The organism is Pseudomonas sp. CHM02 (genome assembly GCF_000612585.1).
Lineage (GTDB): Bacteria > Pseudomonadota > Gammaproteobacteria > Pseudomonadales > Pseudomonadaceae > Aquipseudomonas.
Map to the genome: position 1 here is coordinate 1 of NZ_JFCA01000076.1, position 21,588 is coordinate 21,588.

The window sequence follows — 21,588 nt, forward strand, 5'->3', positions numbered from 1 at the left end:
CAGCAAACACGCTGTGACTGGATTGGGGCCGCTTCGCGCCCCAGCGCGGGGCAAGCCCGCTCACCACAGGAAACCACAACAAGTCCGCTCACTACAGGGGGTTACTTGCTTTTGAAGGCGTACGCCCGTTCGACTTTGCACACCCGTGTCTGGAACGCCGAGTACCAAGTGGTGCGCCCCTGTTCGCGTACCGCCCGGTGTTCGGCCTGCTGCTTCCAGGCCAGGATCGCCGCCTCACTGTCCCAATACGACACGGTAATGCCCAACCCGTCTTCCCGTGCTGATTCCACGCCGAGGAATCCCGGTTGTCCGCGCGCCAGTTCAAGCATGCGGCTGGCGGCCTGGCCATAACCCTGGTCGCCCTCGGTGCGCAGTGAGCTGAAAATCACCGCGTAGTAGGGCGGGGCGGGTGTGCGGGCGATCATGCGGCCGCCGCCTGGCAAGCCTTGAGCAGGGCAATCGCCAGGGCCGGGGTGATGCCTTTCAGCGCGCTGCGTTCGGGCTGGAACAGGGTGGCCACGAAGAACGGATGGTCGAGCAGTTCCACCGCGCGCAGGTCGCCTGCCGAGTCATGGCCACTGGGGATCAGGTCGCCTTCGAGCAGGGCATCGAGAAACGCAGGGTTCACGCCGTAGCGGCACCGATAACCTTCCAGCAGGTCAAGGCTGCCGTAGGCCTCGGCGATGCGGGTGTAGGGCGCCAGGCGCACGCTGTCGGTGGCTTCCACCAGCGCACAGCTCAGTGGCGCGATCACTGCGCGCTGGGCATCCGGGGTGAGTTCGCCATGCTCGGCATCGGCCCAACCCAGCACGTTGCGGGCATATTCCAGCACCGCATGTTGAAAACCGCCGCAGGTGCCGAGGAACGGTCGCCGCTGTTCGCGGGCAAAACGGATCGCCCGCAGGGCCGCCTCTGTGTCGCGGTAGGGCGTGGCGGGGACACACCAGAAACCGTCGAAGCCGTGCAGGGTAGCGGGCAGGGCATCGGTGTCGAGCCACTGCAGGTGCACGGTCAGGCCCAGGGTCTCGGCCGCTTGTTGCAGCGCCACGGGAATCGCCTGGTGGGCGGTCACATCGGGGTTGTAGTCGCCGATCAGGGCGAGGTGCAAAGGCGTGGCGTTCATCGTGTACATCCCATGGCTTGTGGTGTCCTGGGGCGCACTATAGATTGGCGTCCACGCAATCAATATTGGCGTTTGCCCACATGCTCAATGCAGCCGCGCACTATTCAATCGACTACCCCGACCTGTCGCTGATTCTCGCCCTGGTGCGGGGCGGCACCCTGGCCCGGGCAGCGGCGTTATTGCGGGTGGATGTGTCCACGGTGTTCCGTGCAGTGCGGCGCCTGGAGGCGGCGCTGGGCCAGACACTGTTTGAAAAAAGCCGCGCCGGTTACTTGCCCACCAGCCTGGCGAGCAACCTGGCGCAGCAGGCGGAACGTGCCGAGCAAGCGCTGGAAGCCGCGCGCATTGGTGTGGAGCAGGGCGGTGAAGTGATCAGCGGCACGGTGCGCCTGACCTGTACCGATTCGGTGCTGCAGGGTTTGCTGTTGCCCGCCCTGGCGCAGTTCATGCCGCAGTACCCGGCGCTGATCCTGGAGCTGAGCACCTCGAATGATTTCGCCAACCTCAGCCGCCGCGACGCGGATATCGCCCTGCGCCTGACCAAGGCACCGCCGGAGCACCTTGTCGGACGTTGCCTGGGCAGCGTGTCATACCAAGTCTGCGCCAGTGTCGACTATGCCCGCCGTCACGAAGGCCGCGAGTTGGCTGAGCTGGCCTGGATCGCCCCGGATGACTTCCTGCCCGATCACCCCACGGTCGCCTGGCGCCGCGAGCACCTGCCCGGTGTGCGCCCCAGTTATCGCTGCAACAGCATGCTGTCGGTCACCGAGTTGGTCCGCGCGGGGTTGGGGGTGGCGGCGTTGCCGGATTTTCTGTTGAGTGAAGGCCTGCAACCGCTGGGCACCGCGTTGGCAGGGCACGATACCGCGTTGTGGCTGCTCACGCGCCCGGATTGCCGAGCGTTGCGCTCAGTGGTGACCCTGTTTGATGAGCTGGGCCGGCACCTGCGCTTGCCTTAGTTTTTTCGCACAAAGTGCTCATGCATTTCGCTCGTCAGGCTTTCGATACGTTCTGTCAGTTGTTTGGTCATTTCCGTGAGCCGGGTGTTCTGCTCCAGCAGTTCCAGTAGCTGCTTGGTGGTCTGCGCGGCCTGCGCCTGGCGCTCGGAGTTGGCCACGGCCAGCGCCTCTCGGTGCTGCGCATCGGCATCGGACTGGGCTTTGTCGCGGGCCGCCTGGCGCGTCTGGGCCAGCAGGATCAGCGGTGCGGCATAGGCCGATTGCAGGCTGAAGGCCAGGTTGAGCAGGATGAACGGGTACACGTCGAAGTGCGTGATGCCGGTCATGTTCAGCACCACCCACAACACCACGATCGCGGTTTGCGCGCCGAGGAATGTGGGCGTGCCGAAAAAGCGCGCGAAGGCTTCGGCCTTGAGGGCAAAGGTGTCGTTGCCGAAGGTCGGAGCCAGGTGAGCATGGACGCGGTGGAAGCGAAGATGGTCGGCGGGGGTGGCTTCAGGCTTTTCTGGGGTCATGGGGGGCTCGGGTCATCAACCAATAGACAGTGAAGCACTATATTCAGACAAGCAGTCGCAGGGCACTCTTTCAGGCGGAATAGGCAACCTTCTCGTCGCTCACGTTGACCCGGTTGCGCCCGGTGTCTTTCGCGGCGTACAGCGCCCGGTCCGCGGCATTGAGCCACATGGCCGCATCGGTAAAGGACGGCTGGAAGCTCGCCAGGCCGATGCTCAGGCTCACGCGCAATTCAGGAATTTGCGGGTTACGGTAGTTGCTGAAGGTCTCACGCATGCGCTCCATGACCTGGGCGGCCTGTTCCAGGGGCATTTGCGGAAGAATCACACAGAACTCATCGCCACCGTAACGCCCCGCCAGGTCGTTTTCCCGCAGATTGCGCCGCAACTCCAGGCTCAACTGTCGCAGTACGGCGTCGCCGACGATATGGCCGTGGTTGTCATTGATCTGTTTGAAGTGATCGATATCGATCAAGGCGATGGTGGCGTGGCATTGCTGTTGCTGGCACTTGTGGAACTTGAGGTGCAGCAGGTCTTTCCAGGAACCGTGATTGAGCAGGCCGGTAAGGCTGTCGATACGGCTCAGGGCGCTGAGGGCGCGTTTGTGTTCCGATAGTTTGATCGCCAGTTGATAGCAGACCATGCCGATGGCCATGGGATAGAGCGTGAGCATGGGCAGGCAGGCGTAAACCTGGATCAGGCTGACCGAAGGGTTGAACTGCAAGCCGAAGAGCAGAGCGCCTGCACCTGCGCCGAACACCTGGGCCAGTGCGCCGCGTATCAGCAGGCGTTTACCGCCGGCAGCGACATTGTTCATGGCAACCATCGACAGCAAGGTCACGGTGGTCAGCGGGGTAAATTGCAGCGTTGCGGCCCAGAATCCGCTGAAAATGGCGTCGAACACCAGGTTGCGTTGTTCGGCGTTGTAGGGAAATTTGGAGCGGGTTGCCAGTTGATAGGCCACGTGTGGCCAGGCAAAAGCATTGACCAACAACAACGCCCAGACCCATCCAGGCATTGCGAGCGGATACAGGGCGGCGATAACGCTGATACAGCACATGGCTGTGCCGATAATCCTTGGCCTGTAGATACGCCTGGCAAAGGAAAGCCCTTTGCCCTGTCTGTTTTCCATAATGTCCCGGGTCAGCTCTTTTTTGCAGATACGACGACACGCGTTCGCAGGCTTAACCGTTGATCGGATAACACCTATGAATATTGTCAGTTATTCCCGTGGGAATAATCAGTGTCCTTCCAGGCCATTTGCGCAAAACAGAGGGCTAATACGTCAAAAACGACCTGAAATGTCGTGCATGCAACAGCGCTTTCAGCGCGAGTGAGGCGTCGTGACTTCGTAGCCGGCCAGGAACAGGTCGATGGCCGATTCGATTACGTTGGCTTGCCCGGCGGCATCCAGGGTGGGCTGGCCGAGGGTAATCTGTGGCCAGAAGGCGAAAGCCTTGAGCAGGCTCTGGATCTGGTGGGCGGCAAATGCCGGGTCGTTGCAGTTGAGCCGGCCGTCTTCCTGGGCGGCACGTACCCACTGGGTAAAACCTTCTTCGCGCTTGCTCAGGCGGTTGACCATATCTTGCGCACGTTCAGGCGAATGGATGGTTGCGGCGATCGCAACCCGGGCCAGGTCGAGGAAGTTGGCGTCCGACATCATCTTCATCTTCGCCTCCAGCAACCCGCGCAATTGTTCGCGCAACGGGCGGTCGCTGGCGTAGCTGACGTCGAGTTGGGCGACGCTGCTGGCCCAGAGCTGATGGAGAATTTCGGCGAACAGCTCTTCCTTGCTGGGGAAGTGGTTGTACACCGTGCGCTTGGAAACGCCGGCGGTGGCGGCGATCTTGTCCATGCTGGTGACCTCGAAACCGTTCGCGCGAAACTCGGCGATGGCCGCGGCCACGATGGCTTCGCGTTTACGGTCGGTGAGGCGTTGAGGGGCAGTCATGGGTGGCGCTCGGCTCTTCAGGGAAAATTACACTCAGTAGTTTACTTGCTCCGGATTTTGTTGCAATCTAGAAACTACACTGTGCAGTGTAATTTATGAGCGATCCGTAGGAGTCACCCGGTAATGGCCACGATCTCATCCCGTGTCGATTCATCGCCAGCCACGCGCAAGCCTGTCGAGCAGGACCAGAAGCCTTTCAGCAACGACGCTCCCGTGCAGCACGGTGGCTTTGGCAAGACCTTGCGTATTTTCTGGAACATGCTGTTCAACAAACCGCGCAGCACGCGCCCGGTGGGGCAGATCCCGGTGCAACCGTTGAACCGCGAGCAGTTGCTGGCAGCCCCGGATCACAGCGTGTTCCGCCTCGGGCATTCCACCGTTTTGTTGAAAATGCGCGGTAAGTTCTGGGTCACCGACCCGGTGTTCGCCGAGCGCGCCTCACCGTTCAGTTGGGCCGGCCCCAAGCGTTTCCATCAGCCGCCCATCAGTCTTGAGGCGTTGCCGCCGCTGGAGGCGGTGATTCTTTCCCACAACCATTACGACCATCTCGACCGCAAGGCTGTGGTGCAATTGGCCGAGAAAACCCGCTATTTCCTCGCGCCGCTGGGTGTCGGCGACCTGCTGGTGAAGTGGGGCGTGGAGGCCAGCAAGGTGCGCCAGTTGGATTGGTGGCAGGGCACTGAGGTGGATGGCATTCGGTTTGTGGCCACGCCTGCGCAGCATTTTTCCGGGCGCGGACTGTTTGATTCCAACCAGACACTGTGGTGTTCCTGGGTGATGATCGATGGCGCCCGAAGGATCTTTTTCAGTGGCGACACGGGCTACTTCGACGGCTTCAAACGCATCGGCGAACAGTACGGCCCCTTTGACCTGACGTTGATGGAAACAGGTGCTTACAACGTCGACTGGCCCCATGTGCACATGCAACCCGAGCAAACCCTGCAAGCGCACATCGACCTCAAGGGGCGCTGGCTGCTACCGATTCACAATGGCACTTTTGACCTGGCGTTCCATGCCTGGCACGAACCCTTCGACCGCATCATGGCCCTGGCCTGGGAGCGCAACGTGTCGATCACCACGCCGGGAATGGGGCAGGCGTTCAGCTTGAATCAGCCTGAGCGTGGCGTCGCGTGGTGGCTGGAAGTGGAAGCGCAAGGCGCTCAGGAGCACTTCGCCGGCTGACGGAAGACAGCTCGGGAAAAAGGAGTTTTCCGGGTGTTTCCAAGCGGTTCCAGCGTTCGTACGAGGGTGCGATGATCCTGCGGACAGTCATGTTCCGGAGGGTTGTCCGAATGGACATCAAGTGTAGGAAGAATTTGCAGCCGGGCGTGCCTTGTCGATCTGGCCCGCCATCACCGTCGTTGACGGACATCGTCGGTCTGACGAGCGCGCCGCCCAACCCCTCCTTCGATACTGCGAGCCCGAGCGGTATTGCTTTCGACGCAGCTTCCGGCGTCGGGCATTTGGCGGGGAGCATTCGCATTCCCGGTTACGACGCGCCAACCCTTCCCGTGAAACCTGTGCGTGATCCATCGTTATCACTGGTTGCCTTGAGCGGCATCAATCCTTCGCGGCCGATAATGGTGGCGGTGCCCCTGGTGCAGAACAACACCGCGTTCACGGCAGGCCGGAGAGTGAATGGCTTGCGCGTTGGGGTTGCAGGGCGGTACGCGCGAGGCGATGACCACGAACGTATCGAACACCGTGCGTGCTTTACGCGGGCACTGGAGGCCCTGCGCCTGGCCGGCGTGGAACTGGTGCAGGTTCCTGCACGGCGGACGGATGGCACGCTCAAATTCAGCCTGTACACCCACAACGAAATCGATGCGCTAGTCACTCAATATCGGTTGGATGCTCTGGTATCCGACAGCCAGAGTGCCGCGTTTCATGAGGCCTGCCGGGCGGGTTTCCCCAGGCTCGGCGAGCCACTCGGGGACGGTTCAACACTGTGGTTCTACGGCACGCGATTGTCGAAGAATTTGCTGTTGACCCTGAGGCAAGGGTATCGCAGCGCTCGTCGCCTGATGGACCTGGAGGACGGGCTACCTGGCGTGCTGAAGAATCCCACGTCCTAAGCGACGTGCGTCGCGCAGCCGGGAAGGCGAGGGGTTTTTAGACTGGGGCATGGATCGATGTGGATCCTTCGTCGTTTCTTACCCCCGGAAGAGGTTTTATGTTCTCTATTGCCTATGGAATGCGCTGGATTGCCCAACGAACCCTGCATGCCGTCGTGTGTGACTATTCAGCCGCGACCTCAAGGCCCGTCGCCCCCGGTACCGAGTCGCTCAGCGTCAGTGAACTTGGCCGGCAAATGGCCCGGTCGGGAGGGCTTACCTCGGCCGATCTGGTCAGCTACCTGCGGGAGCGGATTCGCAGGGTGGACCCGCAACTGCGCTCGGTGATCGAACTCAACCCCGAGGCACTCGAGACCGCGCGCGAGCTGGATCGCGAGCGCGCCAGCGGCAAGGTGCGGGGGCCACTGCATGGCATTCCCATCTTGCTCAAGGACACCATCGAAACGGCAGGCATGCAAACCAGCGCAGGAGCGTATGGGCTTGTCGGTGCAACGGCCGGCAAGAATGCGCGGTTGGTCGACTACCTGATCCGGCAGGGCGCGGTGATCCTGGGTAAAACCAATATGACCGAACTGGCTGGGTTCCGGGGTGGTCCCGATGGCTGGAGCAGCCGCGGCGGACAAACCCGTAACCCGCATCAGGTGGATGCCGACGTCGGAGGTTCCAGTTCCGGCTCTGCTGTCGCAGTCGCAGCAGGGTTGGCACCGTTGGCGGTGGGGGCCGAAACCAATGGTTCGATCATTGTGCCGGCAGCGCGCAATGGTGTTGTGGGGCTCAAGCCGACTGTCGGCTTGCTGGACCGCAACGGGATTATCCCCGCCAGTCAACGTCAGGATACGCCGGGCCCGATGGCTCGCTCGGTGTTCGATGCAGCATTGATGCTCAACGCCATGTCGGGCATCGATCCTCAGGACCCGGCGAGCGCGGGAGCCCCCCAAGGCATTGATTACACCCGGTTGCTGGTTCCCGGCGCGTTGAAAGACAAACGTATCGGTTATCCCGCGACGTTTTCCACAAACGGCGAAATTCTGCCGGTCGAAAACACGGCGCAATTCAGCCGGGCACTTGATGTGCTTCGCGAGCAAGGCGCGGTGTTGGTACCGATCAACCTGCGCCTGGCCGATGCGTCACGCTACGACGAGTTATTGCTCTCGGATGTGAAGGACGAGCTGAATGCGTATTTGGCCAAGCGCCCTGGGTTGCCGGTGAAGTCACTGACCGAACTGATCAGGTTCAACGACGAGCGCGATGGCGCTGAAGCGGATCATCAGCCAGTGCTCAAGGAAGTAAATGCCTCAACCCTGACGTCGGAGCAGCGCAAACCACTCTGGGATGCGCTTATCCAGGACTTTCGCAGTACCGTCGACGATCCGATCAAAGCGCAGAACCTGGACGCCATGGTGTCGGATTTCGACACCAACAGTTACTTCGGCGTCGCAGCGGCGGGTTACCCAGGAATAGCGGTACCTTCGGGTGTCGATGAGGATGGCCTGCCCACCAGTGCCTACTTTTTCGCCAGCCGCTGGGCCGAACCTACCTTGTTGGCAGTGGCCCATGGGTATGAGCAGGCAGCCCAGGTGGCTATCAGGCCGGCGATTTGACGCCGTAACGTGCGGCAGGGGTGCGATGTGACAGGTTGGGCCCCAGGGCCAGGCGGGCGTTCTCGTAGGCGTCCCAGTCCAGGCTGTCGGGCAGCGATGGGATCGTCACTTTTTCCCCGCGGGCCAGCCCTGACAGTGCGGCGTCCACCAGGTTTTCCGTGGTCATGACGATGGTGTCTGGAAGGTTGTTCACCGGCAGCCCAGCGATCTCCCAGAACTCGGTGGCGGTCGCCCCCGGCAGCACCACTTGTACACTCACACCTTTGTCGCTCAACTCATGCTCGAGCGATTCGCTGAATGCCTGCACATAGGCTTTGGTGCCGCTGTACACACCATTCAACAACTTTGGTGCGAGCGCTACGATCGAGCCAATATTGATCAGCGTGCCACGACCCTGGGCGACAAAACTGGACGCTGCGGCTTTTGCCAGTCGGGTCAGGGCGAGGACGTTGAGCAGGATCATGGCGTCCATCTTGTCCGCGTCCGAGGCCAGTAATGATGCCGTCGCACCGACGCCCGCGTTGTTCACCAGCAGGCTGATGCGGCTGTCGTCATGCAGGATTTTTTCAATGCGTGCCAAGTCTGCCGGCAGGTTAAGATCGGCGGCTACCACTTGGATGGTCCGCTGGGTATCAGTTGCGAGCCGCGTCGCCAATTGGTCCAGGCGCTGCTGATTGCGCGCCACCAGAATCAGATCGTAACCCTGGCGGGCCAGGCGGTCTGCATACACGGCACCGATCCCGGACGAGGCGCCGGTAATCAGGGCATAGCCTTTGGATTGAGTCATTGCAGTTGCTCCAGAAGGGCCGGGGAAGGGCGGCCTTGTTGGAACAAAGATTATGGGTGTAATGTATTGGCTGCAATGTCATATATCCCTCCTTTCGGGACATGAGGTTTGGCCATGGTATCTATCGGTATTCTGCTGTTTCCCGGGTTCCAGATGCTCAGCCTGGGCACCAGCACCGTGTTTGAGTTCGCCAACTTCGAGTTGGACCAGCCGTTCTACCGTGTGGACCTGCTATCGGAGCATGGCGGGCCGATCCAGAGTTCCATGGGCTTTGCCATTGCTACCCTGCCTTTTGGCCAGCACCCCTATGACACGTTGCTGGTGGTGGGCGACAACGAGTTGCTGCGAGCCACGCCCGGCATGCTTACCTATCTGCAGCAAGCCATGCTCACCTCGCGTCGCGTGACATCGGCTTGCACCGGTTCCTTCCACTTGGCAGCCGCTGGCTTGCTGGAAGGCCGCAAGGCGACCACCCATTGGTACCACGCCCACGCATTTCGCCAGGCCTACCCTAACGTGAGGTTGGAGGAAGATCGGATCTTCACCGTCGACGGCCCTCTCTGGACCTCCGCCGGCTTGACCGCCGCCCTCGATCTGGCCCTGGCCTTGGTCGAACATGACCTGGGCGTCGAGGTCGCACGTGCGGTAGCGCGCAAGTTGGTGGTCTACCACCGGCGCGCAGGGGGTCAGTCGCAGTTTTCCGCATTGCTGGAGATCGACCCGAAGTCTGATCGTGTGCAAACCGCCCTGGCCTATGCCCGACAGCACTTGCAGGACGATCTCTCGGTGGAGCAATTGGCCGAAGTCGCCCACTTGAGCCCGCGCCAATTCAGCCGACTGTTTCGTGCCGAAACCGGCCAGTCCCCTGCCAAGGCTATCGAGCGCCTGCGCATCGAAGCGGCGCGTCTGCTGCTCGAGTCCGGTGATCACTCCATCGACATCATCGCCCGCGAAACCGGCTTCGGCGACCCGGAACGCATGCGCCGCGCCTTCCTGCGTGCCTTCGGTCAACCGCCGCAAATGATGCGTCGGGCATTGCAACTGCAGGCTTGACGTTTCACGGTTGATAGGTGGGTGAGATCACCTGCTTTGGGTATCTCGCCGATCTTCGCGAGCTGCGCCTCGACTTGCATTTCGTTCGCGTCAGGCTGGCCGATAGCCTCATACACGTTACCGCTGCCGGCTTCGATCTCAATCGCTTTGTGCTGCTTCTGCATGACCCTGCGCCGCCTGGAGTCGCTGTTTGATCATTTGTATATTGGCCTCCATGGAACTTAAGAGAGAACATACCTAAATGGGGATAGGCGTGAGCGCGGGTTAAAAATTTACTCTGCCGTCTCATAAGCCGTTTCTGTGGATACCTCGGACAAAGTTCCTCTCACACTCATCCCCCACCCCGGCGCAAAACCCGGAAAAAACACCAGCCCTTCAGCCTCCAGACGAAACGCCAGGGCCAACCGGGTTTCATCACCCACGTCGCCCTGACTTTCAAACTGTTGAACCGCTTCGACCGCCACGCCAGCCTGACGCGCCAGGTGCTCTGGGCTCCAGCCCAGCATCGCGCGGGCCTGCACGCTGTGCTTGGCGGTGAATTGATGCAGGACGATCTGCTGTTCTACAAAAGAGCTCATTGCCAGAGAGGACATGGGTTTTCTCCAGGGTTCGACGGGGAGGACAAACTATACTGTGTTTTTGTACAGTTGTTTTGACCGCTCATCAACTGGATTTTTGACGACCCACTATTCCAGCCCTGGCGCCTCCCGAATGATCAGGTGATCCAGGTTCTCGATATTCGCGCTGAACACCCCAAACGTCTGCTCGGGGTTTTTCTTGCTGGGCACCTGTTTCAGTTCCGGCGTCACCCCATAGAAGAAGCAGTACAGCGCTCTCTCGCTGTCCACCGCCGCCTTGATCTGCTCCAGGAATGCCTTGCGCTTGCGGTAGTTGTCGATGAGTTTCTTGCTCAGGTAGACGTTGACCGAATAGGGCTTTTTGTCGAGCCACACCTTCTTGTCGAAGTCGATGCGAAAGCTGTTGGTGTAGTCCTTGATTGCCTTGATCCTGCCCCAGTAGATCAGGCCCTTGTTGTCTTGCAGGTACTCGATCTTCTTGAAAAACGTCCAGTAGGTCGCGGTATGGTCGCCGATCTTCAAGGGCATGGATTTGAGTTTGTCCTTGTCGTCGATGTTCGACACAAAGCATTCAACCGGGTGGGCGAACACGCTGGTTTTGTCCGGGGTGCTGTCGTAGTGGCGATGGGAAGCAGTGACACGGTTCGACGGTGCTTTCGCTGGATCCTGTGGGACGCCTCCCTCGGAGCCAGCAGGGGAGATCTTGCGTTCGTACTGACGGCGGGTGAGTACAAATTCCGATGGGAAATTTTCCTCGCGCTCGTCGTCATTTTCACCGGTGGCGGTCTTGTGGGTGCTGGCGTAGCGGCAGCCATCGATATGCCGGGTACTGGCCTTGTTCTTGAAATGCGGGGTGCGCAGGTAGTTGACGTTTTTGGCGTTGAACGTGCTCAGCGCATTGTTCGCATCAAACGCTGCCCGGCATTCATCGTTGGGGCACAGGAAACGGTCCTTGTCAGAGTCGAAGTCGGCGGTTTCGTCGAAATTCAGGTCTCGCACATCGTAGATCGACAGCTTGTCGTCGAGACTCAGGCTGTAGGCCGTGTCGAATTTCATGGGGCTCGGGTCCGTGAGAAGTTTCGCTATTAATAGCGGGATCCCGCGCAAATATCAGCAAGAACCTGCGACCCGCCGTCCACTCAAGAAGCACAGCGTTCCCCCCACCGCCGTCAGTGCACTCAGCACATAGAACATGCTGGTCGGCGCGGCATTGATCAGCAGATAGCCGCAGATCACCGGGCTCATCGCCCCACCAAACGCCGCCAGGTTCTGCGCGCCGTAGTAACTGCCGCGCAGCGCATCCGGCGCGATGGTGTCGATAAACAGGAACTCGGAGGGATAGATGATCATCTCGCCCAAGGTGAATACGAACATCGCCAGGCACCAGGTGACCAGGCTGTCCGCGAGGCTGAAACCGATCAGCCCGGCAATGAACAGCAGCGTGCCGAGCACGATCCAGTAGCGCAGTTGTTCACGCTTGAGAAAACGGCCGATCTGGTACTGCATCAAAATCACGGTGATGGCATTGCAGGCCAGCACCGCAGACAGAATCTTCAACGCCTCGCCGGGCTTGTAGGCCACCAGCAAGAACTGCGACAGATACAGGGTGTAGCGCCCGTGGACAATGGTGCTCAGCAGGCTGCCGCTGGTGAACAGTATCAGCGTGCGGTCGCTGCGCAAGGTGCGCAGGGTGGTGAGGAAACTCAACGGCTTGTTGCTGTCATCCCGTTGAGTGGGCGGGATGCCGATCATCAGGAACAGGCTGCCAAAGGCGATCGCACTGGCGATCAGGAACGGTGCCAGCTGCATGTGGCCGGCAATCACGACGCCGAGCATGGGCCCCGTGGCGTAGCCGACGTTGGTCAGGGTGTAGCGCAGGGAAAACACCTTGGCGCGGTCGCCTACCGGCAGGTTCTCGCTGATGATGGCTTTTGAGCCAATCAGAAACAGCGCCGACGCCGCTTCGGTGATGACCAGGGTCAGGGTGGTGAGGTAGAGGTTGCTGGCAAAGGTCAGCAACAGAAAACCGATGGAGCTGGAGAGCATGGCCAGGATCAGCAGCTTGCGCTTTTCCAGGCGGTCGATGATGTAGCCGCCGTACAGGCCCAGCAAGGTCGCGATAAACACCGCGATGCCCATCAGCAGGCCGATGTCCTGCTGGTTCAGGCCCAGGCGAGTACTCAGCAATAGGGCCAGCAGCGGGCTGGTCATGGCGCGGCTGACCACGATGGTCACCGAGCAGATCATCAGGCGGCGGATTACCAGGGAGTAGGTGGCCACGGTGGGGGCAAGTGTCCTTGTTATTTTCTCAAGACAACACACATCAAATGTGGGAGCTGGCTTGCCTGCGATAGCGGTGGTTCAGGCAATGATGATGCAAGCTGACCTGCCGCTATCGCCGGCAAGCCAGCTCCTACACGGTTGTGGGTTACTGGCCGGCGTTGATGGAGATTTTTTCTACGGCGCCCTGTTCCAGGTCCCACTTCTTGAGGATCTTGCCGTAGGTGCCGTCATCAATCATGCCCTGCAACGCTTCACTGATCGCTGTGACCAGTTCCGTGTTGCTCTTCTCGATCCCCAGCCCGGTGAACTGCTTGGAAATCGCCAGGCCCACCGGCTTGTATTTGCCCTTATCCAGCGACATCAGATAAGGAATGGTCTCGCTGCCTTGCATCGCTGCATCCAGCCGATTCTGCTGCAATTGCGCCCGTGCATCCGCCGAGCCTTCGGTGCCGATCACCACGATCGCCGGCTTACCCGCTGCTTCGCAGTTTTCCTTGCTCCATGCGGCAATTTCCGACGGCCAGGTGGTACGGCGGCTGGTGCCGACTTTTTTACCGCACAGGTCAGTCAATTCCTTGAGGTCTTCACGCTTGGCCAGGGTGTACAGCTGCGGGCCGCTGGTGAAGTAGTCGATGAAGGTCACGGCCTTCTGGCGTTCGGCGGTGTCGGTCATGCCCGACAACACGATGTCCACGCGCTTGGTGGTCAGGCCGCTGAGCATCTGCTCGAAGCCGGTCTCCTGCCATTTGATCTTCACGCCCAGGCGCTCGGCCAGGGCGTTGCCCAGGTCGAAGTCCAGGCCGGTGATCTTGTTGGTGGCCGGGTCCTTGAAATCCATCGGCGGATAGTTCGGCACGATGGCCGCGCTGATCTCGCCCTTGTCCTTGATTGCCGCCGGCAATGCCGCGAATACACAGGTGGAGGCCATCAGGCCTGCGAGCAACGTTGGGATAAACAATTTTTTCATGGGGGCGTTCTCGTTAGTTTTTTAGTTAAGTGCGAACGGCAGAAATAAAGCTTTGGGTACGCGGGTTTTGTGGGCTTATTAGAATTTCTTCCGGGCTGCCGGCTTCCACAATCTGGCCGGCATCCATGAACACCATGCGGTTGGAGACTTCGCGGGCAAAGCCCAACTCATGGGTGACCACGATCATGGTCATGCCGGTGGTGGCCAGGTCGCGCATCACCGACAGCACTTCGCCGACCAGCTCCGGGTCGAGGGCTGACGTGGGTTCGTCGAACAGCATCAACTTGGGACGCATCGCCAACGCGCGGGCGATGGCCACGCGCTGTTGCTGCCCGCCGGACAATTCCACCGGGTAGGCATTGCGCTTGTCCGCCAGTCCGACGCGCGCCAGCAGTTCCAAAGCATCTTCGATGGCTTCCTTGGGCGAGCGCTTGAGCACCTGGCAGGGGCCTTCGATGATGTTCTGCAGCACGGTCATATGCGGGAACAGATTGAAGCGCTGGAACACCATGCCGGTGGCCAGGCGCTGGCGGGCGATCTGCGATTCATTCATCTCATGCAGCTTGTTGCCGACGACGCGGTAGCCCACCAGTTCGCCGTCGACCCACAGGCCGCCCTTGTCGATTTTTTCCAGTTGGTTGACGCAGCGCAGCAGGGTGCTTTTACCCGAGCCGGACGGGCCGATGATGCACATTACTTCACCTTGCTCGACCTCGATATTGATGTCGCGCAGCGCGTGATACTGGTCGTAATACTTGTTCAGGTTGACGGCCTTGACGATGCTTCTCATGGGGCGAATCTCCTCAACCCAGACTTACGAACGCTTGCCGGCGCCGCGGGCAAAACGACGCTCGAGGCGGCTTTGACCAAATGAAAGAACAGTCACCACCGCCAGGTACCAGATGCCGGCCACGATCAGCAGCTCCATGACCCGCGCGTTGGCGTAGTAGATGTTTTGCGCGTTGTGCAGCAGCTCCGAGTACTGGATCACGCTGGCCAGGCTGGTCATCTTCACCATGCTGATGAACTCGTTGCCGACAGGCGGAATGATCACTCGCATCGCCTGCGGCAGAATGATCCTGCGCAGCGCCTGCAGGCTCGGCATGCCGATGGACTTGGCGGCTTCGTACTGGCCGGTGTCCACCGACAACAGGCCGGCGCGCACCACTTCGGCGGTGTACGCGCCCTGGTTGATGCTGAGGCCGAGCAGGGCGGCCACGAACGGCGTCATCAGGTCGACGGTGTCGATGCTGAACAGGCCGGGAATCGCGATCACCGGGAAAATCAGCGCCAGGTTGAACCACAGCAGCAGTTGCAGGATCAGCGGCGTACCCCGGAACAGCCAGGTGTAGGTGATCGCCACGTAGCGCAGGATCGGGTTGGCCGACATGCGCATGATCGCCGTGATCACCCCGATCACCACGCCCAGTGCCATCGCCAGGATCGACATGACGATGGTGTTGACCAGGCCCCAGAGGATGGCCTCAGACGTGAGGAACTGACCGATGTAGGACCATTCGATCTGGCCATTGGCGAATGCACGCAACAGCGCGGCCAACACGATCACGATCAACGTGGCAAAGAACATGCGCCCGTAATACCGGCGAGGCACGTGCTCGTACTGCGTGATATCGAACTGGTTCTCGGACAGCTTGCGCTCTATTTCCAAGCGCTCGGCCGGGGTTTGGTTCATGGTTTTACTCCAAAACACATCTAACTGAATAACCACCCTGTAGGAGCCCGGCTTGCCGGCGATGACGATCTCACGGACGCCATCGCCGGCAAGCCGGGCTCCTACGGGGACGGGTTAAATTCGAAAACCGGTGTAACTGTCTGCCCATTGGCGTTGCGCGGCCAATGCGCTTTTCAACCGCCCGATCTGCTCTCTCACACGCTCCGGCGCCGTCCCACCCCATCCGCTGCGCGCTGCAATCGCCGCTTCCAGGGTCAGGCAATCGCGCACCTCCGGCGTCAACCGCACATCCACCTCCGCCAACATCGCCGGCGAGGCTTCCCACAATTCAATCTCATGCTTCTCACAGGCTTGAACCAGGGCGCCGGTAATCTCATGCGCCTCCTTGAACGGCACGCCGCGAGTGGCCAACCAATCCGCCACTTCCGTCGCCAAGGTAAAACCCATCGGCGCCTGACGCCGCAGCTCTTCCACCTGCACGTTCATGGTCGCGACCATCCCCGCCATCGCGGGCAGCACCAGCAGCAAGGTGTCCACGCTGTCCAACACGCTGTGCTTGTCTTCACTCAAATCGCGGTTGTACGACAGCGGCAATGACTTGAGCGTCGACATCAACCCGGTCAAGTTGCCAATCAAGCGCCCAGCCTTGCCTCGCGCCAATTCGGCAATGTCCGGGTTCTTCTTCTGCGGCATGATCGAGCTGCCGGTTGCGTAGGCATCGTCCAGCACCACCCAGCGAAATTGCCGCGACGACCACAGGCAAAACTCCTCCGACAGCCGCGAAATATTCACCCCGAGCATGCCCGCCACAAACAGAAACTCCGCCACATGGTCACGGCTGGCGACGGCATCGATGGAGTTTTCGCACGGCCCGGTGTAGCCCATTTCCTTGGCCGAATGCTCCGGCTGGCGCGCAATCGCCGAACCGGCCATTGCCGCCGCACCGAGTGGCGACAGCGCCGTACGCGCATCCCAATCCACCAATCGCTGCACATCCCGCAGTATCGATTGCGCGTGGGCCAGCAAGTGGTGGGCAAACACAATCGGTTGCGCCTGCTGCAAATGGGTAAAGCCGGGGCAGATGCTCTCGATATGCTGCTCGGCCTGCTCCACCAACGCCTGCTGCAAACCCAGCACCTCGGTGGTGATGGTGCGCGCATGGTCACGTAGGAAAAGACGTAGATCGTTGGCGGTCTGGTCATTACGCGAACGCCCGGCGCGCAACTTGCCACCCAAGGCGCCCAGGCGCTCGGTCAATACGCGTTCGATAAAGGTGTGTACGTCTTCGTCATCCAGGGTTGGATGCAAGCGGCCAGCGGCGAAGTCATCACCGATCCGGTCCAGGGCTTCGAGGGTGCGCAGGGTCTCCGACTCATCCAGCAAACCAGCGCGCTGCAACTCACGGGCATGGGCACGGGAGCCGGCCAAGTCGTAGGGCGTGAGGCGGAAATAGCGTTCGGGGCAACGCGACAACGCGGCCAATGCCGCAGACGGACCGGTCTTGAAACGAGCGCCCCAAAGGCGGTCGGTGGGCTGGGACATGGGTATTCCTCACGCTTGTTTTTAGAAGAGTCGGAGGCAGTAAAAATAAGTTTTCAACTAGACTGAATCAGCGTCTGACGCGCCGTATTCAAGGTTGCCAAGGGCGGATGTTTATGTTCATTATCGCCGCCTGGCTATGTTCAAGGACTGGGTCAAAGCCTGTTGAATATGGCACTTGAGGTCAACGCGTATTATGGAAACCCCACTTTCCACTTCTGGAAACATACCGCCAAAACCCGGCACAAGACCGCCCCTGCAACTGAGCGGGCTGGACTTCAAACTGCTGCGCGTGTTCATGGCCGTGGTCGAAGCGGGTGGCTTCAGTGCGGCGCAGAATGAGCTGAATGTGGGCCTGGCAGCCATCAGCAAACAGATCTCCGACCTGGAGATCCGCATCGGCATGCGCCTGTGCACACGGGGTAGGGAAGGGTTTGGCCTGACCGAAGAAGGCAAGTTGGTGTATCAGGCGTCCATCGAGTTATTTACCTCGGTGGACAGTTTTCGCGACAAGCTTAGTTCGGCGCAAAACGAGCTTATTGGCGACCTTAGTGTGGGCGTTATTGATAACACGGTGTCCGATGTTAATTCCCCGCTAATTGCCGCGTTGGGGAAATTACACAGCGAATCACCCAAGATTAGATTGCGCTTACATGCCTCGCAATTGGACGAAGTTGAACGTGGCGTGGTGGAAGGGCGGCTGATTGTCGGTATCGTGCCGGTGTACCAGCGCCGTGAAGAGTTCGACTATTTCCCGCTGTATGAAGAAAAGGCCCACGCCTACTGTGCCGTAGGACATCCGCTGTTCAACGCGAGTGAAATCACACCGGAAGTGCTGCGCCAATACGAAGTGGTTAACCATCGGTATGCGATCCACCGCGACAAGGCCAACTTCGTCACCTACGACAGTCAATCAGCGTCAGCGTCCCAAGTGGAAGCCGTCGCCATCCTGATCCTTACTGGCCGTTTCCTGGGCTTCTTGCCCGAACACTACGCCACACCCTTGGTAAGAGAAGGGCGCCTGCGCGCACTGTGCCCGGAGCAAGTTCACCTGAGCACCACCTTCAACCTCATCTTGCGCCACAACGCCCCCAGAAGTCCGATGGTAAAAGCCTTCGCCACAGCGCTGGGCGTGGACCTCAAGGTCGCTACATAAACGCCCGTTGAACACCGATTAACGGGCTGACAAAGATCAAATGTGGGAGTTGTCGAGCCCCAGCGAGGCTACGAAGGGGTCGACTCGGTTTCCCTGTCGAACCTGCCATCCGCATCGATACATTTTCCGGCTGGGCAACAAACGGCCTGACTTGTATTGTCATCAGCTAACCCAAAGGTGGGATGCCCATGACTCAAACAAAAAACAGCCCCCCAGCAAGAAGCACCTGGGACAGCTATTTTCTCCATGGCGAATCAGTGTCTGACGACTTTATGTCTAAGGATGACCGATTGGACGTTCTGGAATTGAATCAGACAGTTCAGGAACGGCTCGACGCCAGCGAATCGCCCATTCATGTGCCCCTCGACGATCTGACCAATGAGGCTGAGACAGAAACCGTCCGAAAGAATTGAGTTAGGTATCGACGCACAGCGCGTATAAAAAAGCCCAATCTTCCAGATTGGGCTTAATGAAAACGAGATTTCGGGGCAACGTAATTCAATCTCTCAACCCCTAGCACCCCATGCTAGTGCGCGACTACCGCAGCTGCTTGCGCTTCTTCTTCGCATGAAAATGTCGAAAATGCGCATCCTGCGCCGCCGCCAGCAACTCCCTATCCCCACGCGTATCGCCCCAGGCCCGCAGCCGATACTCGCCCAAATCCCCATACACCGCCTCAAGCCGCAGCACCTTGTTCTCACAGCGGCAGTTGTTCCCGGTGAGCTTACCGGTCAGCACTCCATCTACCACCTCAAGCTCAGTCCCGATCAACTTGATCCCCAGCCGATTCGCAAACGGCTGCAACACCAACGCCGGCGACGCCGAACACAGCGTGACCTCCGCACCGGAGCCCAACTCCTGCTCAACCGAAAGCACCCCCGCGGGCCGCATCAACCGCGCCCAATTGCGCTGGCAATATTCCTCGGCCTTCTGCTGCACCCACGTCTTCTGCACCCCGGTCATAAAGGTGCGGATCAACTGCGCCTTCAACTCATCCCGGCTGATCTGCCGCACCAAAAAGCGCAGCCCCGGCACCGCCAGCTTGACCATCCGGCCATAGAACTCACCGGGGCCAAAGGCGAACTTGAGGAAGGGCACGAAACTGTCGTGGTGGGTCAGGGTGCCGTCGAAGTCAAAGACGGAAAGTACTTTGGCGTCAGCGGGGCCGGCTTCGAGCATGTCTGGGTTCACGGGTTGGCCTCGGTCCTATCTGGTATTTTTTGAGTGTGCATCAGGTGTGACAGCAGGAGTTTACTCCCGTGCCAATCTTCCGACGTTGCGGTAAAGCGCTGCAGTGAAAGCGTTCCGATCACTCGACCGGTGACAACGCTGATGACAATTGGGGCACAAGGCTACAGCATTGGTGATGCGATCCGAACCCTTCTGGGCGAGGTTGCCGGCCTGATGTGCTTCAAGAAGTGGCCATTCACCGGGCATAAAAAAACCCTGAACGTGTCAGGGCTTTATGGGGCTGCTTGGTTCAGGAATCAATCCCAGCTCAGCGCGCCGCCAGTCTGGTACTCGATTACACGGGTTTCGAAGAAATTCTTCTCTTTCTTCAAGTCCATGATCTCGCTCATCCACGGGAACGGGTTAGTCGTCCCTGGATACTCTTCTTTCAGACCAATCTGCGACAGACGACGGTTAGCGATGAACTTGAGGTAATCCTCCATCATCGCCGCGTTCATGCCGAGTACGCCGCGTGGCATGGTGTCACGCGCGTATTCGATCTCCAGCTGAGTCCCTTGCAGGATCATCTGGGTCGCTTCTTCCTTCATCTCGGCATCCCACAGGTGTGGGTTTTCGATCTTGATCTGGTTGATCACATCGATACCGAAGTTCAGGTGCATCGACTCGTCACGCAGGATGTACTGGAACTGTTCGGCCACGCCGGTCATTTTGTTGCGACGGCCCATGGACAGGATCTGGGTGAAGCCGCAATAGAAGAAGATGCCTTCCAGGACGCAGTAGTAAGCGACCAGATTACGCAGCAGCTCTTTGTCGGTCTCGACGGTGCCGGTTTCGAACTTCGGATCGGAGATCGAACGGGTGTACTTCAAGCCCCAGGCGGCCTTTTTGGCGACCGATGGAATCTCGTGGTACATGTTGAAGATCTCGCCTTCATCCATGGCCAACGATTCGATGCAGTACTGGTAGGCGTGGGTGTGGATCGCTTCTTCGAAGGCCTGGCGCAGGATGTACTGGCGGCACTCCGGGTTGGTGATCAGGCGGTACACGGCCAGCACCAGGTTGTTCGCAACCAACGAATCCGCAGTGGAGAAGAAGCCGAGGTTGCGCATGACGATGCGACGCTCGTCGTCGGTCAGGCCTTCGGGGTTTTTCCACAGGGCGATGTCGGCGGTCATGTTGACCTCTTGCGGCATCCAGTGGTTGGCGCAGCCGTCGAGGTACTTCTGCCAGGCCCAGTCGTACTTGAACGGCACGAGTTGGTTGAGGTCGGCGCGGCAGTTGATCATGCGCTTTTCGTCAACGGCGACGCGGGCGGAGGCGCCTTCGAGTTCGGCGAGGCCTTCGGCGACGTCGAGGCTGTCCAGGGCGGCCTTGGCGCGGACGATGGCGGCGGAGTCACTGGCAGTGACGGCGCGGGCTTCGATGGCAGCGGCGGCGCCGGCACCGTCGAGGCGGTCCATGTTGGCTTCGGTGGCGTGGCCGGCGTTGGCGCCTTTGGTGGCTACTTCGCCTTCTTCTTCTTTGTCGAATTCGTCCCAGCTCAGCATGACGTGTCGTCTCCTGCGTGAGGGCTCAAAGGTGCCCGTGTGAAACCGGATGGTTGGGTGTTCACACGGCCCCAGGGCCGCGGTGGATCTTAAGGAATCGTTTGTTGCAACAGCTAGCGCAGGCATTAAACGGAATTGGGTAACGGGTGCTCTGCGTGAGGCTTGAGGGGTGGAGCGACAGGTGCATGCTCCAGCGAAGGCCTCAGGTCTGGCTCTTCATCCCAGTGTAAAGGGATATTGCAGGCCCGATTTACCCGCGCATTGTAGGGGAAAAAAACGGCTTTGTGTTGGGGCGGATGGTCACGGGGACCGGCCAGAATGGCGTGTTTTTCGGCCAGAGCGCGGATTTATAAGGCTTTGCTGGGGTTGGATTTTTTTGACGGGCGGTGGGATGTTTTTTGTAGGGATCGGGGGAGGGGAGCGTGGGACGCTTTATGGGGTGGGTGTGGCTGAAATCGCCATCGCTGGCAAGCCAGCTCCTACAGTGGGTTCGTGGTGTATTAGCGGCCGGTTCTTTGCCGCAAGAACGATTTCTTGCGGCGAACAAGATCACACTAATGAATTTATTACCCG

24 protein-coding genes and 1 pseudogene are annotated in these 21,588 nt (G+C 59.8%); 7 read left to right on the forward strand and 18 right to left on the reverse strand.

Going from position 1 to position 21,588, the window contains the following annotated elements; genetic code table 11:
- Window positions 1-101 precede the first annotated feature (101 nt).
- On the reverse strand, window positions 102-425 hold the full coding sequence (locus tag BM70_RS0129540; protein ID WP_025859357.1) for an antibiotic biosynthesis monooxygenase: 324 nt from the start codon (window positions 423-425) through the stop codon (window positions 102-104).
- Complete coding sequence (locus tag BM70_RS0129545; RefSeq protein ID WP_025859358.1) at window positions 422-1,123, reverse strand: CTP synthase; 702 nt, start codon at window positions 1,121-1,123, stop codon at window positions 422-424. The genes BM70_RS0129540 and BM70_RS0129545 overlap by 4 nt, the downstream gene beginning before the upstream one ends.
- A gap of 80 nt (window positions 1,124-1,203) precedes the next feature.
- On the opposite strand from BM70_RS0129545, the gene BM70_RS0129550 reads away from it, so the two are divergent.
- Window positions 1,204-2,082, forward strand: coding sequence for a LysR family transcriptional regulator (locus tag BM70_RS0129550; protein WP_025859359.1), 879 nt, complete (start codon window positions 1,204-1,206; stop codon window positions 2,080-2,082).
- On the opposite strand, the gene BM70_RS0129555 is transcribed toward BM70_RS0129550, so the two are convergent.
- The 3 genes from BM70_RS0129555 to BM70_RS0129565 form a co-directional block, all read right to left on the reverse strand.
- On the reverse strand, window positions 2,079-2,597 hold the full coding sequence (locus tag BM70_RS0129555; protein ID WP_025859360.1) for a DUF1003 domain-containing protein: 519 nt from the start codon (window positions 2,595-2,597) through the stop codon (window positions 2,079-2,081). The genes BM70_RS0129550 and BM70_RS0129555 overlap by 4 nt on opposite strands.
- Before the next feature lie 70 nt (window positions 2,598-2,667).
- Entirely contained in the window at window positions 2,668-3,726 is a 1,059-nt protein-coding gene (locus tag BM70_RS0129560; RefSeq protein ID WP_025859361.1) for a diguanylate cyclase, read from the reverse strand.
- Between the two features lie 192 nt (window positions 3,727-3,918).
- The gene (locus BM70_RS0129565) at window positions 3,919-4,545 is read right to left on the reverse strand and encodes a TetR/AcrR family transcriptional regulator (RefSeq protein ID WP_025859362.1); all 627 of its coding nucleotides are present in this window, start codon (window positions 4,543-4,545) and stop codon (window positions 3,919-3,921) included.
- Between the two features lie 123 nt (window positions 4,546-4,668).
- Here BM70_RS0129565 and BM70_RS0129570 point away from each other — a divergent pair, with 123 nt between their 5' ends.
- The 3 genes from BM70_RS0129570 (at window position 4,669) to BM70_RS0129580 (ending at window position 8,221) form a co-directional block, all read left to right on the forward strand.
- Window positions 4,669-5,727, forward strand: coding sequence for an MBL fold metallo-hydrolase (locus BM70_RS0129570; RefSeq protein ID WP_025859363.1), 1,059 nt, complete (start codon window positions 4,669-4,671; stop codon window positions 5,725-5,727).
- Window positions 5,728-5,837: 110 nt separating this feature from the next.
- Entirely contained in the window at window positions 5,838-6,620 is a 783-nt protein-coding gene (locus BM70_RS32875; RefSeq protein ID WP_025859364.1) for a hypothetical protein, read from the forward strand.
- Between the two features lie 98 nt (window positions 6,621-6,718).
- Window positions 6,719-8,221 (forward strand): amidase family protein, encoded by a 1,503-nt coding sequence (locus BM70_RS0129580; protein ID WP_025859365.1) that lies wholly within the window; start codon window positions 6,719-6,721, stop codon window positions 8,219-8,221.
- On the opposite strand, the gene BM70_RS0129585 is transcribed toward BM70_RS0129580, so the two are convergent.
- Window positions 8,205-9,008: an SDR family oxidoreductase gene (locus BM70_RS0129585; protein ID WP_025859366.1), complete on the reverse strand. Its 804-nt coding sequence runs from the start codon at window positions 9,006-9,008 to the stop codon at window positions 8,205-8,207. The genes BM70_RS0129580 and BM70_RS0129585 overlap by 17 nt on opposite strands.
- Before the next feature lie 114 nt (window positions 9,009-9,122).
- On the opposite strand from BM70_RS0129585, the gene BM70_RS0129590 reads away from it, so the two are divergent.
- The gene (locus tag BM70_RS0129590) at window positions 9,123-10,061 is read left to right on the forward strand and encodes a GlxA family transcriptional regulator (RefSeq protein WP_025859367.1); all 939 of its coding nucleotides are present in this window, start codon (window positions 9,123-9,125) and stop codon (window positions 10,059-10,061) included.
- Here the strand turns inward: BM70_RS0129590 and BM70_RS32880 are convergent.
- From BM70_RS32880 to argH, 8 genes are all read right to left on the reverse strand, one after another.
- On the reverse strand, window positions 10,016-10,225 hold the full coding sequence (locus BM70_RS32880) for a hypothetical protein (protein ID WP_256220960.1): 210 nt from the start codon (window positions 10,223-10,225) through the stop codon (window positions 10,016-10,018). The genes BM70_RS0129590 and BM70_RS32880 overlap by 46 nt on opposite strands.
- 108 nt (window positions 10,226-10,333) lie before the next feature.
- On the reverse strand, window positions 10,334-10,654 hold the full coding sequence (locus BM70_RS0129595; RefSeq protein WP_025859368.1) for a helix-turn-helix transcriptional regulator: 321 nt from the start codon (window positions 10,652-10,654) through the stop codon (window positions 10,334-10,336).
- Between the two features lie 93 nt (window positions 10,655-10,747).
- The gene (locus tag BM70_RS0129600) at window positions 10,748-11,695 is read right to left on the reverse strand and encodes a hypothetical protein (RefSeq protein WP_025859369.1); all 948 of its coding nucleotides are present in this window, start codon (window positions 11,693-11,695) and stop codon (window positions 10,748-10,750) included.
- Between the two features lie 54 nt (window positions 11,696-11,749).
- Window positions 11,750-12,919: an MFS transporter gene (locus BM70_RS0129605; protein ID WP_025859370.1), complete on the reverse strand. Its 1,170-nt coding sequence runs from the start codon at window positions 12,917-12,919 to the stop codon at window positions 11,750-11,752.
- Between the two features lie 148 nt (window positions 12,920-13,067).
- A complete protein-coding gene (locus BM70_RS0129610; RefSeq protein ID WP_025859371.1) occupies window positions 13,068-13,889 on the reverse strand; it encodes an ABC transporter substrate-binding protein in 822 nt (273 codons plus the stop codon).
- Between the two features lie 25 nt (window positions 13,890-13,914).
- Window positions 13,915-14,679 carry an amino acid ABC transporter ATP-binding protein gene (locus BM70_RS0129615; RefSeq protein WP_010208290.1) on the reverse strand — a complete coding sequence of 255 codons (765 nt, stop codon included), beginning with the start codon at window positions 14,677-14,679 and terminating at the stop codon, window positions 13,915-13,917.
- A gap of 24 nt (window positions 14,680-14,703) precedes the next feature.
- On the reverse strand, window positions 14,704-15,582 hold the full coding sequence (locus tag BM70_RS0129620) for an amino acid ABC transporter permease (RefSeq protein ID WP_025859372.1): 879 nt from the start codon (window positions 15,580-15,582) through the stop codon (window positions 14,704-14,706).
- A gap of 114 nt (window positions 15,583-15,696) precedes the next feature.
- Complete coding sequence (gene argH, locus BM70_RS0129625; protein WP_025859373.1) at window positions 15,697-17,124, reverse strand: argininosuccinate lyase; 1,428 nt, start codon at window positions 17,122-17,124, stop codon at window positions 15,697-15,699.
- A gap of 193 nt (window positions 17,125-17,317) precedes the next feature.
- Here argH and BM70_RS0129630 point away from each other — a divergent pair, with 193 nt between their 5' ends.
- On the forward strand, window positions 17,318-18,277 hold the full coding sequence (locus BM70_RS0129630) for a LysR family transcriptional regulator (RefSeq protein WP_025859374.1): 960 nt from the start codon (window positions 17,318-17,320) through the stop codon (window positions 18,275-18,277).
- Window positions 18,278-18,465: 188 nt separating this feature from the next.
- On the forward strand, window positions 18,466-18,690 hold the full coding sequence (locus BM70_RS0129635; RefSeq protein WP_025859375.1) for a hypothetical protein: 225 nt from the start codon (window positions 18,466-18,468) through the stop codon (window positions 18,688-18,690).
- A 124-nt stretch (window positions 18,691-18,814) separates the two neighbouring features.
- Here BM70_RS0129635 and BM70_RS0129640 read toward each other — a convergent pair whose 3' ends face one another.
- From BM70_RS0129640 to BM70_RS33485, 4 genes and pseudogenes are all read right to left on the reverse strand, one after another.
- Window positions 18,815-19,456, reverse strand: a complete 642-nt coding sequence (locus BM70_RS0129640) for an HAD-IB family hydrolase (RefSeq protein WP_043274438.1) — start codon at window positions 19,454-19,456, stop codon at window positions 18,815-18,817.
- Between the two features lie 72 nt (window positions 19,457-19,528).
- Window positions 19,529-19,699: pseudogene (locus tag BM70_RS32885) on the reverse strand (HNH endonuclease); the annotation flags it as partial.
- 65 nt (window positions 19,700-19,764) lie between these two features.
- Window positions 19,765-21,015, reverse strand: a complete 1,251-nt coding sequence (locus BM70_RS0129645) for a ribonucleotide-diphosphate reductase subunit beta (RefSeq protein WP_025859377.1) — start codon at window positions 21,013-21,015, stop codon at window positions 19,765-19,767.
- 250 nt (window positions 21,016-21,265) lie between these two features.
- The coding region (locus BM70_RS33485) for a hypothetical protein (protein WP_218187309.1) at window positions 21,266-21,588 on the reverse strand (323 nt) is incomplete at its 5' end.

Bases quoted from the DNA above. Each gene is read 5' to 3' on its own strand.
- BM70_RS0129545 (WP_025859358.1), bottom strand. From the start codon at position 1,123: ATGAACGCCACGCCTTTGCACCTCGCCCTGATCGGCGACTACAACCCC.
- BM70_RS0129595 (WP_025859368.1), bottom strand. From the start codon at position 10,654: ATGTCCTCTCTGGCAATGAGCTCTTTTGTAGAACAGCAGATCGTCCTG.
- BM70_RS32875 (WP_025859364.1), top strand. From the start codon at position 5,838: ATGGACATCAAGTGTAGGAAGAATTTGCAGCCGGGCGTGCCTTGTCGA.
- BM70_RS0129580 (WP_025859365.1), top strand. From the start codon at position 6,719: ATGTTCTCTATTGCCTATGGAATGCGCTGGATTGCCCAACGAACCCTG.
- BM70_RS0129550 (WP_025859359.1), top strand. From the start codon at position 1,204: ATGCTCAATGCAGCCGCGCACTATTCAATCGACTACCCCGACCTGTCG.
- BM70_RS0129560 (WP_025859361.1), bottom strand. From the start codon at position 3,726: ATGGAAAACAGACAGGGCAAAGGGCTTTCCTTTGCCAGGCGTATCTAC.
- BM70_RS0129565 (WP_025859362.1), bottom strand. From the start codon at position 4,545: ATGACTGCCCCTCAACGCCTCACCGACCGTAAACGCGAAGCCATCGTG.
- BM70_RS0129555 (WP_025859360.1), bottom strand. From the start codon at position 2,597: ATGACCCCAGAAAAGCCTGAAGCCACCCCCGCCGACCATCTTCGCTTC.
- BM70_RS0129620 (WP_025859372.1), bottom strand. From the start codon at position 15,582: ATGAACCAAACCCCGGCCGAGCGCTTGGAAATAGAGCGCAAGCTGTCC.
- BM70_RS0129570 (WP_025859363.1), top strand. From the start codon at position 4,669: ATGGCCACGATCTCATCCCGTGTCGATTCATCGCCAGCCACGCGCAAG.
- BM70_RS0129630 (WP_025859374.1), top strand. From the start codon at position 17,318: ATGGAAACCCCACTTTCCACTTCTGGAAACATACCGCCAAAACCCGGC.
- BM70_RS0129585 (WP_025859366.1), bottom strand. From the start codon at position 9,008: ATGACTCAATCCAAAGGCTATGCCCTGATTACCGGCGCCTCGTCCGGG.
- BM70_RS0129640 (WP_043274438.1), bottom strand. From the start codon at position 19,456: ATGCTCGAAGCCGGCCCCGCTGACGCCAAAGTACTTTCCGTCTTTGAC.
- BM70_RS0129590 (WP_025859367.1), top strand. From the start codon at position 9,123: ATGGTATCTATCGGTATTCTGCTGTTTCCCGGGTTCCAGATGCTCAGC.
- BM70_RS0129615 (WP_010208290.1), bottom strand. From the start codon at position 14,679: ATGAGAAGCATCGTCAAGGCCGTCAACCTGAACAAGTATTACGACCAG.
- BM70_RS0129610 (WP_025859371.1), bottom strand. From the start codon at position 13,889: ATGAAAAAATTGTTTATCCCAACGTTGCTCGCAGGCCTGATGGCCTCC.
- BM70_RS0129540 (WP_025859357.1), bottom strand. From the start codon at position 425: ATGATCGCCCGCACACCCGCCCCGCCCTACTACGCGGTGATTTTCAGC.
- argH (WP_025859373.1), bottom strand. From the start codon at position 17,124: ATGTCCCAGCCCACCGACCGCCTTTGGGGCGCTCGTTTCAAGACCGGT.
- BM70_RS0129600 (WP_025859369.1), bottom strand. From the start codon at position 11,695: ATGAAATTCGACACGGCCTACAGCCTGAGTCTCGACGACAAGCTGTCG.
- BM70_RS0129635 (WP_025859375.1), top strand. From the start codon at position 18,466: ATGACTCAAACAAAAAACAGCCCCCCAGCAAGAAGCACCTGGGACAGC.
- BM70_RS32880 (WP_256220960.1), bottom strand. From the start codon at position 10,225: ATGCAGAAGCAGCACAAAGCGATTGAGATCGAAGCCGGCAGCGGTAAC.
- BM70_RS0129645 (WP_025859377.1), bottom strand. From the start codon at position 21,015: ATGCTGAGCTGGGACGAATTCGACAAAGAAGAAGAAGGCGAAGTAGCC.